The sequence below is a fragment of the Candidatus Liberimonas magnetica genome (assembly GCA_020523885.1).
Lineage (GTDB): Bacteria > Elusimicrobiota > Endomicrobiia > Endomicrobiales > JAFGIL01 > Liberimonas > Liberimonas magnetica.
This window is the reverse complement of the sequence record JAJAPY010000011.1, coordinates 23,070-37,634: the sequence shown is the minus strand read 5'-3', so window position 1 is coordinate 37,634 and position 14,565 is coordinate 23,070. Positions and strand designations below refer to the sequence as shown.

At 42.0% G+C, this 14,565-nt stretch carries 14 protein-coding genes; all 14 read right to left on the bottom strand.

Features of this window, described 5'->3' with window-relative positions:
* Positions 1 to 242: 242 nt before the first annotated feature.
* The 14 genes from LHV68_09285 to LHV68_09220 all read right to left on the bottom strand — a co-directional run bounded on the left by LHV68_09285 (position 243) and on the right by LHV68_09220 (position 14,511).
* Positions 243 to 1,610 (bottom strand): ammonium transporter, encoded by a 1,368-nt coding sequence (locus LHV68_09285; GenBank protein MCB4792067.1) that lies wholly within the window; start codon positions 1,608 to 1,610, stop codon positions 243 to 245.
* A 145-nt stretch (positions 1,611 to 1,755) separates the two neighbouring features.
* Entirely contained in the window at positions 1,756 to 2,445 is a 690-nt protein-coding gene (locus LHV68_09280) for a hypothetical protein (protein MCB4792066.1), read from the bottom strand.
* 16 nt (positions 2,446 to 2,461) lie between these two features.
* Positions 2,462 to 4,129 (bottom strand): NAD+ synthase, encoded by a 1,668-nt coding sequence (locus tag LHV68_09275; protein ID MCB4792065.1) that lies wholly within the window; start codon positions 4,127 to 4,129, stop codon positions 2,462 to 2,464.
* Positions 4,126 to 4,791, bottom strand: coding sequence for a type 1 glutamine amidotransferase (locus tag LHV68_09270; protein MCB4792064.1), 666 nt, complete (start codon positions 4,789 to 4,791; stop codon positions 4,126 to 4,128). The genes LHV68_09275 and LHV68_09270 overlap by 4 nt, the downstream gene beginning before the upstream one ends.
* Before the next feature lie 185 nt (positions 4,792 to 4,976).
* Positions 4,977 to 5,318 (bottom strand): P-II family nitrogen regulator, encoded by a 342-nt coding sequence (locus LHV68_09265; GenBank protein ID MCB4792063.1) that lies wholly within the window; start codon positions 5,316 to 5,318, stop codon positions 4,977 to 4,979.
* 100 nt (positions 5,319 to 5,418) lie between these two features.
* Positions 5,419 to 6,660, bottom strand: a complete 1,242-nt coding sequence (locus LHV68_09260; protein ID MCB4792062.1) for an ammonium transporter — start codon at positions 6,658 to 6,660, stop codon at positions 5,419 to 5,421.
* Positions 6,661 to 6,753: 93 nt separating this feature from the next.
* The gene (locus tag LHV68_09255; GenBank protein ID MCB4792061.1) at positions 6,754 to 7,452 is read right to left on the bottom strand and encodes a hypothetical protein; all 699 of its coding nucleotides are present in this window, start codon (positions 7,450 to 7,452) and stop codon (positions 6,754 to 6,756) included.
* A 390-nt stretch (positions 7,453 to 7,842) separates the two neighbouring features.
* A complete protein-coding gene (locus LHV68_09250; GenBank protein MCB4792060.1) occupies positions 7,843 to 9,327 on the bottom strand; it encodes a glycosyltransferase family 39 protein in 1,485 nt (494 codons plus the stop codon).
* A 42-nt stretch (positions 9,328 to 9,369) separates the two neighbouring features.
* Positions 9,370 to 9,894, bottom strand: coding sequence for a phosphatase PAP2 family protein (locus LHV68_09245; protein MCB4792059.1), 525 nt, complete (start codon positions 9,892 to 9,894; stop codon positions 9,370 to 9,372).
* A 63-nt stretch (positions 9,895 to 9,957) separates the two neighbouring features.
* On the bottom strand, positions 9,958 to 10,770 hold the full coding sequence (locus LHV68_09240; GenBank protein MCB4792058.1) for a HEAT repeat domain-containing protein: 813 nt from the start codon (positions 10,768 to 10,770) through the stop codon (positions 9,958 to 9,960).
* An 89-nt stretch (positions 10,771 to 10,859) separates the two neighbouring features.
* The gene (locus tag LHV68_09235) at positions 10,860 to 12,143 is read right to left on the bottom strand and encodes a Tol-Pal system beta propeller repeat protein TolB (GenBank protein ID MCB4792057.1); all 1,284 of its coding nucleotides are present in this window, start codon (positions 12,141 to 12,143) and stop codon (positions 10,860 to 10,862) included.
* Positions 12,144 to 12,241: 98 nt separating this feature from the next.
* Complete coding sequence (locus LHV68_09230; GenBank protein MCB4792056.1) at positions 12,242 to 12,862, bottom strand: TonB family protein; 621 nt, start codon at positions 12,860 to 12,862, stop codon at positions 12,242 to 12,244.
* Positions 12,852 to 13,634 (bottom strand): tetratricopeptide repeat protein, encoded by a 783-nt coding sequence (locus LHV68_09225; protein ID MCB4792055.1) that lies wholly within the window; start codon positions 13,632 to 13,634, stop codon positions 12,852 to 12,854. Before LHV68_09225 ends, LHV68_09230 begins: the two co-directional genes overlap by 11 nt.
* Before the next feature lie 352 nt (positions 13,635 to 13,986).
* Positions 13,987 to 14,511: an OmpA family protein gene (locus LHV68_09220; GenBank protein MCB4792054.1), complete on the bottom strand. Its 525-nt coding sequence runs from the start codon at positions 14,509 to 14,511 to the stop codon at positions 13,987 to 13,989.
* Positions 14,512 to 14,565 lie beyond the last annotated feature (54 nt).

The window sequence follows — 14,565 nt, the reverse complement described above, 5'->3', positions numbered from 1 at the left end:
ATCAAGTTAGGGCATATTTTTATCTGAAACATCTGCAATACATTTTATAATCGGCAGAAGGACGTCGTTGTCCTGTGATTACTGATATGCATTGACACAAGATTATATTTAAAAACCTTTTGAATGTCAACTATTTTAAATCAGGGATAAGGGGTAAGGTGTAAGTTGTAAGTAACAAAATAAGCAAATTCAAAGATTTCGGTTTCCCTTAGCCCTTATCACTTACCCCTTATACCTTGTAATTACAACACCGTATAGGCCCCTTCATGATGTTCAGTTAAATCAAGACCTATTACTTCCTCTTTTTCTTTTGCCCTTACACCTATCAACACATCAACAAGTTTATATATCGCCAAAGTAGCGGCAAAACTGTACCCTATGGTTATTAATACCGCCTTGAGCTGTATAAAAAACAAACCGGGATTCCCGAAAAATAAACCGTCAGCTCCCTGCGGATTAATCGCTTTTGACGCAAAAAGCCCTGTAGCCAGAGTCCCTGCAATCCCGCCTACCCCGTGGACACCGAAGGCATCAAGCGAATCGTCATAACCTAATTTTGGTTTTATAAAAGCAACCATAAAAAAACAAATCAAACTTGCCAGAGCGCCTATAATAATTGCCGAGTTAATACTTACAAAACCTGAAGCCGGGGTTATTGTAGCAAGACCTGCTATCATCCCGGTCGCTATACCCAGAGTCGTAGGCCTTTTAACATAGAACCATTCAAGAAAAGCCCATACAAGCCCGGCTGCCGCAGCAGCAGTGTTAGTTACAATAAAAGCGCTTACTGCAAGCCCGCTGGCTGATAAGGCGCTGCCTGCATTAAACCCGAACCAGCCAAACCATAAAAGCCCGGCTCCTAAAACCGTAAACGGCAGGTTATGAGGAGGAGTGGGTGAAGCGTACCCTTTCCTTCTTCCGATAACCAGGGCCGTAACAATGGCTGCAATACCTGCATTGATATGAACAACTATTCCGCCGGCAAAATCAAGAGCTCCCATTTCCCTTAAAAAACCGCCTATTCCCCACACCCAATGAGTAATCGGGTCATAAACAAATGTTGCCCATAAAAGGCTAAATAGTAAAAACGCAGAGAACTTCATCCTTTCTGCAAACGCACCTATTATTAAAGCAGGTGTAATAACTGCAAACATAGCCTGAAATATCATAAATAACTGATGAGGAATGGTACTTGAATAACCCGCAAACGGCTCTAACCCTACCCCGCTTAAACCTGCCCATTTAAACCCTCCCCAGAACCCTTTATCCGGCCCGAAGGCAAGGCTGTACCCGAACAATATCCATTGCAGGCTTATCACGCAAAGCATCATTGCGCATTGCATTAAGACGCTTAACACATTTTTTTTCCTTACAAGGCCGCCGTAAAAAAAAGCAAGGCCCGGAAGTGTCATAAGCATTACAAACGCAGTTGCAGTTAAAACCCACGCAGTGTCACTGCCGTCTATCTTTGTTGTTACGGATTGTACCGGCCCGGGGCTGGATGAAGCCTGGACAATTCCAGTTAAAGGCTGGGCCGCCTCTTGTGCAACTGCAATGCCTTTGAAAAACAACGGTAAACATAGAAATAGGACAAGTAGTATTTTTTTCATTTAACTTTTCTCCTGTTAAAATACATTTTATACAAATAAAAAACGCCCATATCACTTGTTCGTAGTGAAATTAATGGACGCCTTTGTCCTAGATTATATTTCTGCAGCTATTTTTGTAAAAAAACTACTGCTAAAAACAGTATTATTATCTTGAGCTTATAGGTTTCACAACTACTCTGCTGTAGTTATTCATGTGCTCAAGAGGTAATTCGCTTAAATTTTTTATTAAATTAGCTTTCTTGTCTACGACCATCAGATGCCCATTTTTTACGGGCCTCCACTTAATACCTTTTATATTCTGCGAACAAAAAATCCAATTTTCATCCAGATGAGCAAACTTTAACCTGCTGTTCTTACCTTTAAAGACAAACAAATACCTGCTATTGGCCAAAAACAATGAAGCAGGGCTTTTAGCGATAACATCAGTTTCAAAAGCTTTCTTTAAATATAAAAGAGGGTTCTTAAATTTATGCGCATCAATATAATTCATTAAATGATCGTACATGTTTTTCTCTTCGTTCTTTAACCTGCCGTTATATGCAAATAACCATTCTCCGCTGGGATGGATACCCGACGTGCTTATAAACGCAAAATGCGTGCCGCTTAAATGCAGTTTCCTTGCCGAACTGCTTAAACTAACCGGCAAACCTTTTGAATCTTCGCTGAAAATAACCGGCATTTGGCCAAGGTAACCGGCTATTGTAAGCTTCTTTCCCGGATTTTTTCCTGTACCCGAGGGTTCATATTCGTCTGATTTTCCGCCCAGGAACTCCTTCAACAATAATTCCGGCACAGAAATGATATCCTTATTTACTATTACAAGAATTTTATCCATAATACTGCCAATTTTTTCAGCAACCGTATTTGTTCGTTATAGGCATCCTGCGGTCTTTATCGAACCCTTTTTTAGTTATGCGGATTCCTGGCGGCGCCTGCCTTCTTTTAAACTCGTTCCTGTCAACCAGCTTTATAACTTTCCTTACTGTTTCTGGCTTGAACTTGTTGGCTCTTGTTATTTGTTCGTAACCCATATCCTGTTCGATATACAGCTTTAATATCCTGTCTAAAACCCTATATGGCGGCAAAGAATCGCTGTCTTTTTGATTTGGCCTGAGTTCCGCAGTAGGCGGCCGCTTTATTATTGAACCGGGTATTGTGTATTTACCGCACCGGTTGACATACCTTGAAAGTTCGTAAACACGGGTTTTGTACACGTCTTTTAAGATATTAAACCCGCCTACCATATCTCCGTAAATCGTTGAATATCCGCATGAAACCTCGCTCTTGTTCCCGGTAGAAAGGACGAGCCATCCAAATTTGTTGGAAAAAGCCATAAGGATATTGCCTCTTATGCGCGCCTGCAGGTTTTCTTCTGCAGAGCCGGTTTTTAAGCCTTTGAATTCCTTTGAAAGGGAGTTGATATAAGTATAATAAATTTCCTGGATAGGTATTTCAATTATATTTATGCCATTATCCCTGCAAAACCGTATGGCATCATTCCTCGTCTGGTTTGAAGAATACATTGACGGCATTGTGACACCCATAACATTGCCCCTGCCTACAGCATCACAGGCTAGGACAGCTGTCAGCGCTGAATCAATGCCTCCGCTTATTCCAATAACAACTTTTTTAAAACAGTTCTTTTTAACATAATCCCTCGTTGCTAAAACAAGCGCCCTGTAAACCTCTCCCGGGCCTTTTATTGTTTCTATTTTTCTTTTCTTCAATAACGGCTTTTTGCCTTTTATCCCGCCAAGATCAATATAATCCGTGTTATCAGGATACCCGCAAGAGCCCTGCTGCATATCATAAAATATAATATCTTCCTCAAACGGCTTAGCCCTCATTTTTTCTTTGCCGTCCGGCCCAAGGATCAGGCTGTTGCCGTCGAACACAAGTTCGTCCTGGCCGCCGACTGTATTGGTGTAAAAAATATATAAACCAAGGCGCCTTGCTTTTTTGCCGATATATTCCGTTCTTTCGCTTGCTTTGTCAATATGATAAGGAGAAGAAGATATATTAAATACCGCCTGCGCCCCTTTTTGTTTTTGTTCTTCAGTCACCCTGGCAAGCCAGAGGTCCTCGCAAACACTTACGCCGAACACGGTATTGCCTAATTTAAATAACGGTATTTCGTTCCCATGATGAAAATATCTTTTTTCATCAAACACCCCATAGTTGGGAAGCTCAATCTTATTATAGACAGCCTTGATCTTCCTGTCTTTTATCAAAACAGCCGAGTTATAGAGCCTGTTTTTATCATCCTTTGTTACGCACCCCAAAATGGCAACTATCCCTGATATTTTCGATGAAATATCTTTCAATGCCTTTATCGTATCTTCCACGAACGCCTCTTTCAAAAGCAGGTCCTGGGGGGGGTAACCGCAAACGCTAAGCTCAGGGAACGCCACAATATCCGCGCCTTTAGATTTGGCGATTTTCACATACTGCAATATTTTTTCAGCATTGCCTTTTAAATCGCCTACTATAGGATTGATCTGCGCTAATGCTATTCTCATGGTATTATGTTACAGAAATTATTAAATATTTTGTAAGCCTGCTTTTTATACTCTTCCTTTAACCCTGCTAATATATTTTCTTTGTCAACGGATTTGATGCCTCTTGCCCAACTATTTAATAGTTCTTTAGTGACCTCTATATGGAACTGGAATGCATAGGAATTGCCCCCTACCTTAAATGCCTGCGGGCATATTGAATTTTCGGCAAGGAGAACCGCTCCTTTAGGCACGCTAAAACAATCCTCATGCCACTGAAAAACATCGATAACGCTGTCCACACCAGAAAACAATGGGTCTATAATCCCCCGGCTGCTCAAGTACACTTTATCCCATCCGATCTCTTCTTTTTTTGCTTTTCTTACAGTTGCACCCATAGCTTTTGCCATAAGCTGTGCTCCAAGGCAAATACCCATAAGCGGTTTATTGTTTTTAAACACATCTTTTATAAAATCATTTTCGTATTTTAGAAAAGGATATTTGCCTTCTTCGTAAACGTTCATCGGCCCGCCCATAATTAAAACAGCTTCGATACCATCCGTTGTTTTTGGCAGCCTTTCTCCTTTCTCAAGCTCAATGATTTTATGTTTAATATTTTTTTCTTGCAGGTATTTGCCTAACAATCCCGGGCCTTCATCTACGGCATGTTTAATAATAAAGATCATAAAGTTTCAGCCTTTAGCCCATGCAGTTTCAAGAATGAAGCTGCATGGGCTTTGATATTATACTTAATTTTTTTAATTTAGACTACTTCAACATCAGACTTGAGACTTCAGACCACAGACTTTAAAACTCCAGTTTTTATTTTGTATTTGCCTATTGTCTGTAGTCTGTGGCCTGCTGTCTATCTTTATCCTATCGCTTCCCCGCCTTCTTCGCCGGTCCTAATCCTTATTACCCTGGGCAGGTCTAGGACAAATATCTTCCCGTCACCTATCTCGCCTGTCCGCGCTCCTTTTACTATGGCATCAATCGTAGGCTGCACAAAGTTCTCGTTTACGGCTATCTCAAGCCTGACTTTTCTTAAGAGATTCCCGCTTTCCACAACCCCGCGGTAAACTTCTGTCACGCCTTTTTGCCTGCCGTGGCCAAGCACTTCATTGACCGTAATTAGATTAACTTCCTTTTTGTACAATTCCTTTTTTACATCTTCCAGCCTGTCCGGCTTGATTATCGCGATAATCAACTTCATGACTGCCTCCTTTTTGGTAGGGGCGGGCCTTGCGTCCGCCCATTTTGATGATTTTATATTATTTTATATCGGGCGGACGCAAGGCCCGCCCCTACAATTTTTATAACACCGTATACGCTCCTTCGTGGTGTTCTGTTAAATCAAGGCCTAGCACTTCCTCTTTTTCCTTAGCCCTTACCCCTATTAATACGTCAACTAATTTGTATATCAATAAGGTTACCATGAAACTGTAAGCGATAGTTATCATTACGGCTTTTAGCTGAATGATGAACTGTGCCGGATTTCCAAAAAATAACCCGTCAGCACCTGCAGGATTGACAGCTTTTGAAGCAAAAAGCCCTGTAGCAAGGGCACCCCAAATCCCTCCTATGCCGTGGACGCCGAAAGCGTCAAGAGAATCGTCATAACCAAGCTTCGGTTTAGCTACAGCAACCATTATAAAACATATCAGGCTGACACCTAAACCTATTAAGATAGCGGACATGGAACCCACAAAGCCTGAAGCCGGGGTTATAGCAACAAGGCCGGCAACAGCGCCTGTGGCAACACCAAGGGTGGTAGGTTTACCGTTATGGAACCATTCAAGAACCGCCCACATAAGCCCGGCAGCAGCCGAAGCTGTATTCGTCACAATAAAAGCATTGACTGCAAGACCGTTTGCCGCAAGGGCGCTTCCAGCATTAAACCCGAACCAGCCGAACCACAAAAGGCCTGCACCTAACATGGTAAACGGTAAATTGTGCGGTGGTATTGGCGACCCGTAACCTTTCCTTCTTCCAATTACAATGGCTGTGACTATGGCAGCAATACCGGCATTAATATGGACTACAGTACCTCCTGCAAAATCAAGGGCGCCCATGTTTCTTAAGAAACCGCCTATACCCCATACCCAGTGAGCTATAGGGTCATACACAAAGGTAGCCCATAGTATGCTAAATAGAAGGAATGCCGAAAACTTCATTCTTTCCGCAAATGCGCCTATTATCAAAGCAGGAGTTATTACGGCAAACATCGCTTGAAATATCATAAACAGTTGATGCGGGATTGTTCCTGCATAATCGGCGTACGGTTCAAGGCCTACACCGTTTAAACCCAGCCATTGAAACCCTCCCCAGAAACCTTTATTTGGCCCGAATGCAAGGCTATAACCGAACAATATCCATTGCAAACTTATTACACATAACATAATTGCGCATTGCATCAGAATGCTTAGCACATTTTTCTTTCTTACCAACCCTCCATAAAAAAAAGCAAGCCCCGGAAGTGTCATCAGCATAACAAGTGCTGTTGACATCAGTACCCAGGCTGTGTCGCCACTGTCGATTTTTAATATATTATCCATTTTAGTAACCTCCGTATATCAGACTTGAGACTTCAGACCACAGACTCAAAACCAGGGCTTTTATGCCTTCTGTCTGTTGTCTGTTGTCTATCTTTAAAAATTTATATCCAACTGTGTTGTAACCTGGTTGTTTTTGTTTATCTTGTCATTATTGTAAACTACATAACCAAAGATTATGCTGGTGTTCGTGGCAAACAGGTAGGAAAAACCAAAACTCGTTTCGCCGTACCAGCTCTTGCCGGAAGCATAGTCAATACAAGCCCACACGTTATCGGTTAACTGTTTATCAAGGCTCAATATCAGTCCAGTATTTGCTTTTTCGCCAAGCTCATCAACAAACAGCTTGTCATTACCGGAATAATATCCAAGCGACAAGCGGGGAAGTGGTTTAAATGTCTTTGCGGCAACTACATATAATATGTTGTAGTTGGTAACATCGGTTTTAGTGCCCAAGTTCATTGCTCCAACCGCCATGGCCGGCAATTGATCCGTTTCCGGCAGCCCGTATTTGGCATTAAATTGAAACGGATCTGTGGAAGGTTCAAATATATCTATTCCGACTTCCAGGTTCTTTACCAAACCATAGGTAAGGTTGACATCAGTGGCGAACTGATAGGGCTTTGTATCATTATTTGATACAGAAAAATAATCATCAATGCCAAGATGAAATGTTTTCACTCCCTGTATATCAGTTGACGGGTTCCATATTTGAGTAGACGGTGTAGCGTTACAGTGAACAGTGACCAGTAACCAGTAACCAGTAAAAAACAACAAACATATTAATTTTTTCATTTTGAACTCCTTAATGTAAATTTCAATGCGTGAAATCCCGCCAGGGCGGGATTATCCTCCAAATTGTTTTCAAAAATAAAAACCCACATTTCTTGTGGGCGCCTATGCCTAGTACAGGCTACTTTGCCTATTAATAGAAAAACCCTTTTTAAAGGCATCCTGCCTTACAAAAAGGGCTTCATTGTCCTATACAACCTTAATTAACAAATTTAATCTACCCCATGCAGTTTTGTTCTGGTTTATAGAATAAAACTAACCACAGGGTTATTTGCCAGTCAATGACCGGCAAATAAAAAAAGCTCCGCCTAATGTTGGGAGCTTCGTTGCAACTACTAAGACATCTATGTCTTCATTATTAATATAACAAATATTTTTTGTTTTGTCAATACCCTAAATGAGCTGCATTTTGTTTATCAGATTTTTCCCGTAGGTTATCCTGTAGCCCCTGATGGGGAAACCGTTCCTGTAAACTGTAAGCATCTTTGGAGCGTCGCAGCTTTCAAATAATTCCTTGTATGGTTCCAGGGTCATGTCGTCTGTATTGACATAAAGACCGTTCTTCCCGTAATATTTTTCCTGGAACCCCCAGATATTGAACTGGCTTTTTCTGGTGAGTTTTTCATCGATGTACGTAAAATACTTTTCATCCGTATAATAAGAAAGCAGGGCGCTTATCTGGTGGGAAGGCGTTATAATGAACCAAACGTCGTTGTACTTTGTTACTTCACCTGCAAGCTCCTTCCAGCCGTAGAAAAAATTAGTAGCGTCGGTCTTAGGCCACTCTCTATTGAACTTTCCAAGGTTTAAAACCGTAAAACGGGTATGGAGCGTGGCGATGCATGTTGCAGATAAACATGTTAAAAGAATAATGGCCCATACGGTTTTTTTAAACCCGGATATAACCTCATCGCTTAAGAGGTATCCGGAAAGAGCTATAGAAAAGCTGAAATATGCAAGCGCAGGCCAGTTAGCCTCCCCGGGTTTTTTCATGGCCGCATAACCGAAGAACAGTATTACAGGAAGAGATGTTAAGGCTAAAAATAGTTTCCCTTTATTTTTAGAAAATAAATACGCAACAACAACCGATATCCCTGCCAGCCAGGCAAACGGCGTAATAACAAGAAGCTGGCTTCCTATATATTCAAACAGGTTGCTTAAAGAAAAAACCGCTCTTGCACCCATACCGTGGCCGAGCTGGAACTTGAACGAGATCCATTGGTGCTGCATGTTCCACCAGATCACCGGCGAAAATACGGTCAGAGCTAAAAAAACTGCTAAATAGGGGTGTATTGTCTTTAAATGTTTTCTTTCATCGGTAAATATCAAAAGAAGGAACAGGCATGGAGCCAACAAAACCGTAGTATATTTTGAAACAAGGGACAACCCGAAACACAGGCCTGTAAGGTACCAAAAGTGTGTTTTTTGCGTTTCAAAGGCCTGCCAGGTAAAATAAACGCTTAAACCCCAGAACAAAAATGCCGGGACATCGGGTGTAATGACTAATGAACCGGCCATGGTCATCGGATATATATTAAGAAGGAAAACGCTTCCTGAGGCGGTTTTTTCGCTTTTAAATATCTGTTTTGACAGTTTCCAGGCAAGCAGGCTTAAAACCAAAGGGACAAGGATACCCGAGAGCCTTACAAATAATTCCGACTTTGAAAAAAGCGTCGTAAGCCAGATAAAATAGGCTATCATGGGCGGGTGGTCATAATAACCGAAGGCGGGGTATCTTGACCATAACCAGTAATACGCTTCATCCTGATGGAGCTGAAGCGTCGAGGCAAGGTAAATACGCCAAAGAGTAATGACAGCAATAAAAATTATCGTGTTTCTCTTATTTAATTCGAATATCGAATTTATGTATTTAAGCATTTTTAATTTTTGTTTTGTCTTTCCTTTAGCTTTATCTTTTTCTTAATCTTTACGTTGTTCTTTTTCCTGTTTCTTTTTTTGCATCAAGTTGTAGAGAAGTATTATACCTATCGCAAATGTTGTGCCGAATACCATGCCAAAGAATACGTCGCTTGGATAGTGAGAGGTCGTATATACCCTTGAATACCCGACCAGAAGAGCTACCGTAACAACGGTTACCCCCACCCATAACTTTCGCCAGCTATAATAAATAACGGCCGCGGCTGCAAACATGTTCGAAGCGTGGCAGGACGGAAAAGATGGGGTTACTCCTCCAAGGGGCCTCGGCCGGCTGATCAAAGGCTGGAGTATGCTCCCGCAGATAAAATCGCTTATAGAGACGGCTAATATTAAAAGCAAGATGGTTTTTAAACCTTTTTTCTTTCCGAATACAGCAAGACAAACAACCATAACTAATATCGGCAGGCGCCAGAATTTTGCATCTGACAAAACAGGCATTATAAAATCAAAAAAACTATTTTGAAATGTCTTTGTAATAAGGTCAAATATAATAATATCAATTTTCATATTGGCCTCAGATTTGAAATTTGAGATTGTTAAAAAACCTAAACAACCTCTATTTAAAATTCTTTATTTGGGAGCCTTTAGCCGTTCCTTTATACTTTGTATCGCGGCCTCGGCCGCATTTTTAACCTGTTCGTCCTTGTCCTTAAGAAGTTTTTTCAAGCCTTCTATGGAATCCTCGTTTCCAAGTTTTCCTAAAGCGTTTGCACAAGCGGTACGTACGATCGAAACCGAATGGTCAAGGTTTTTTAAAAGCAGCGGGATAGAATCCGGGATATTCAGTTCTGCCGAAAGATTTGCAGCTGTAATCTTTATGCCTTCCGATTCATCATTTATCATTTCGGCTATCAGCGGGTAGGTCCCGGGGTCATTTATCATAGCAATTGATTTCAGCGATTCATGCCTGAATCCGGGGTATGAATCCTTTAACAAAGCCCCAAGGAACGGCAGGGATGCCGTACTTTTTAGTTCTCCTAATGCCGTTATTATCGCGTTCTGGATGTTTAACTCGCCGGTCATATTGAATTTGTCTATAAGGTACTTTGCGGCTTTTTCTTCTCCTATAGAAGTGATGGCCATAACTGAAGCACGCTGGACAGCTATATCCTGGTCATAGAGCATCGCAAATAACGCGGGGAGGTATCCGGTCTTTCCTTTTACGGCAAGACCGAGAACGGTATTTCTTCTTATAGAGGCATCTTTATCAAGCAATTTTTTACGGGTCTCTTTTTCAAGCCCTTTTATTTTCTTTATGTTCGTTGAAACAAAGACATCAAAAGAAACGTTCTTTGTGCTGGAAGGCGCAGGGGTTTTCATATCTTCCGCAAAAAGCAAACTTGAACCTGCAAAAAACAGCGATACTAAAAATATTCTTAGCATTTTATGTCTCCTATATAAAATTTCTTTACCGTCTTTGAGGCCTTCTTCACCGGCATCCGCGCTCTCAATGAATGGCGGCTGCAGAAAATTCAGGGTGACCAGCTCGGGGTGGTAGATGAGCCGGGCAGGTCTGTTAACTTCCTTACGCCGGAACCGTCAACTGCCATCACGTATATCTCGCTTTTTGAATTTATTGTGGAAGAATATGTAATAAACCTGCCATCAGGAGAAAATGAAGGGCTTTCCTGCCTTGCTTTGCCGTAAGTAAGCCTTGAAACTTCCGAAGTGTTGAGGTCATAGACAAAGAGCTCATAGCCGTAATCACGGACCCTCATAGTAAAAATTATCCTGTCTCCCCTGGGCGACCATACAGGGGAATCACAAAAACCCCTGGTTATTATCCTGCGCGACCTTCCAGTATCTAAATTTATAATGTAGACCTGAGGCCATCCTGGAATGTCCGATATATATACGATCTCTTTTCCGTTAGGGGCAAAACAGGGGCTTGTGGCTATTCCCCTCAAAAAAGTCAACTGCCTGATAATACTGCCGTCTTTTTTTATGATATAGATATTGGGGACATTCCCTCTTGAAAGAGTAAGGGCTATTGACTGGCCGTCTGGAGAAAAAGACCCGGCGGTATTTAAACCCTGCAGTTTTGAAACGGCCCGCCGTTCCCCTCCGGGAACAGCCATCGCGTAAAGATCTGGGTTCCCGTAGCGGTAAGTGGTAAATATTATTTCCTTGCCGTCCGGAGACCATTTCGGGAACAGGTTGATAGAACGGTCGGAACTTAACTGCCTGGGGTTATAACCGTCATAGTCCATGACGTAAAGCTCTTTTGACTTTGAACCGTTATTCACGAAGGCGATCTTGGTATGAGCTATCCCTTTCTCTCCTGTAAACCTGAATATTATTTCATCGTTCAGGTCGTGCGCAATGTAGCGGAACTCGTCGACCGAACCGTAAAAAGTTTTTTCCCAGATGACTTTCTGGCTGTATATATCAAAAAGCTGCCCGGTAACGACCAGCTCGTTTTTCCTTAGGGAGACTTTGCCGCAAACAAGGACATTTGCGCCTCTCTGCTGCCAGTCAAGGAGTTCTTCGTTTTTGCCGGTATAAAGAGGTCCGCCTTCCACTATATTAAAATAGCGGGAGAACAGCAGGTCGTTTATCAATACCTCTGTTACCAGGCGTCCGAGTTTCGCCTCTTCGACCTTGTCGTTCTCCGGAACAAAACCGCTTATCCCCAGGTCCGTCCTCTGCCCGTGGGCCGACAAAGTCAAATAAATATCCGCTCCAAACACAAAGGTTGAAAGCGAAACTATTAATAGAAGTTCGTATAAAATAAATTTCTTAATGAAATTCATCATGAATCCTTGCAGTCTAGCGGATAGCGTTTAGCGTAGAGCGTATAGGAAAGTCAAAGACTTTTACTATCCGCTAAACGCTGTACGCTCTACGCTATTATTTATTCCTTAAACGTAAACTCAAAAAATACTCCCAGGTTATCCTCCGGATACCCCTGCGGCAGAGGAGGAAAAGGGTCTGAAAGTTTTATAGCCCGCAGGGCCTGCTGGTCGTATAAACTGTCACCTGAAGATTCTTTCACGGTAACCTCGGTTAAACTGCCGTCTTTCTGTATCTTAAAATAAACCACGGCTTTTAAACGCCCGAACTCAACGGCCCATTGCCAGTTACGGCTTATCTTCTTAACGATCATGCTGGTATAATACGTATACGGAAACCTGGCCGAGTCTACGCTTATCTGGCCTGAAGGCACAAGGTGAGCAGGTGCGGATTCAGAAGCTTTCCCGGCCGTTGTTTCCTGCTTTGTTTCTGTTTTTGTTTCTTTAAGTTTTTTCTTTTCCTTTACCCTTTTTTCTTTCTTGGGTATAACTACCTCGTCTTTTTCTTTTTCCTTAGGTATTATGTCGCCGCTTGAAACCGTGGGGCTGGGCGCATTATAGAAAAAAATTTCAACTGGAAGGCTTAAATATATGACACTTTTGGATTTATAAGCTGTTACGAGAAAAACACTTACATGAACAAGAATTGATAAAGTGAGTGCGATTTTAAGGTCATTTATCATTATTGTTACGGTAGGTATATAATTTTTCTTTTGCAGTAAACGATTCCGGAGAGTTCGGAAAATCTTTTATGATAGATCCTAATAGTTCTTTCATCTCTTTTATTTTACTTTTCTGCTCGAAACATAATGCTTTTTTTAAGCGCGAAGCAGGTATCAGCTCTGACTTGGGAAAATCAGTCTCGACCGCTCCGAATTCAGACAAGGCTTCATCCCATTTGCCTAAAGCATAATTGCTTTCGCCCAGATAATACTCTGCCTGGTCTGCCAGCTCCCCTTTCGGATTTTCGCTCAAATACGACACAAAGCCTTCTATGGCAAGCTCATACTTTCCTTTGGAAAAATCGCTGTAGGCAAGCTGGTAAAGCTTCGAAGGGACAGGCCCTGAAGAGTTGTCGCTTATAACCGGCGCAGGCGGAGCCGGCGCTGCGGCTGCTGACGTGGATACTTTTACCGGCTGGTGGTAGACAGGTTCGGAAAGCTTGTTCATTTTCCTGGACAGGTTTGATTCGACATCATCCAGCCTTTGCCCGAGCACGGACATGCTGTTGGTGGTTTCATCAAGTTTGGACGTCAGTGCATCCATGCTAGAGTTAAGCGTGTCCATTTTACTGGAAAGGTCAGCCTGGTTTTTCTGTACTTCATTAAGTTTCAACTGCAGCTGGTATATCTCGTCTTTAAGGTCGACATATTGATTGGTAGTGGCTATACAGCCGGAAAGAAGAAATGATGATAACAAAAATAAAAAGGGATATATAATCCTAAAAAATTTCATTTAGATGGTTCAAGTTTAAAATTTGGAGTTTTATATACTTTGTACGATCTATAAGTTGTGTTTATGTTTTACCACCCTTTGGAGCCGGTTATGAGCGAGTATTTTTCAGGGAATTCTGTGAGGACTGTCTGAGCCCCGCCATGGCGGGGCGAGTTCCGGCAGTGACTTCCTCTATTTACATAAATGGAATGCCGATTTATCGGCCTGCCTGAAAAATAGGAGCGAATGGCTCTGGGGTGCATTTCTTTTCTTATCTTTTCTTTGTGCACCCAAAGAAAAGATAACCAGGGGTGCAGGGGCAGGATAGCCCCGCGACGTTGACTTTAAATTATCAACAAATCTCTATCTACTCTTATTCTCGTATTGCCGGTGCTTTATTTTCAAGTTTATCGGTTTTTTTGGTTCTTACTTTAGTCTCTGCCCTTCTGTTCTTGGCCCAGGCTTCTTCATTATGCCCAGGATCCAGCGGTTTTTCAAGCCCGTAGGATATAGTCCCTATACTTGAAAGCGGTATACCCAATCTACCGTAATACTGCCGGACAGCTGTGGCTCTTCTTTGCCCTAAGGCCAGGTTGTATGCTTCAGTGCCTCTTTCATCACAATTGCCTTCTACAAGTATATTAAGGTCCGGGTTAGCAAGCAGATACTTGGCATTCTGTTTTAATATTTCCCGGGCTTGGGGCAGAAGGTCGGATTTATCATAGTTAAAGTTTATCATTTTCATCTCAGGAACAGCCTGCCAATCAGCAAAACGGATGGAAGGTTCTTCCTGCGACTCAGGTTTTTGTGTTTCCGTCCCAGGTTTGACCATTTGTTTATTGGCACACCCTGCAATCAAGATAGAAAAACAAGCAATTAAAAATAACTTTTTAAGCATTTTACGCCTCCGGTGAGTTTTCATATTTTTTTTATTATTTTAGATTTTACTTAA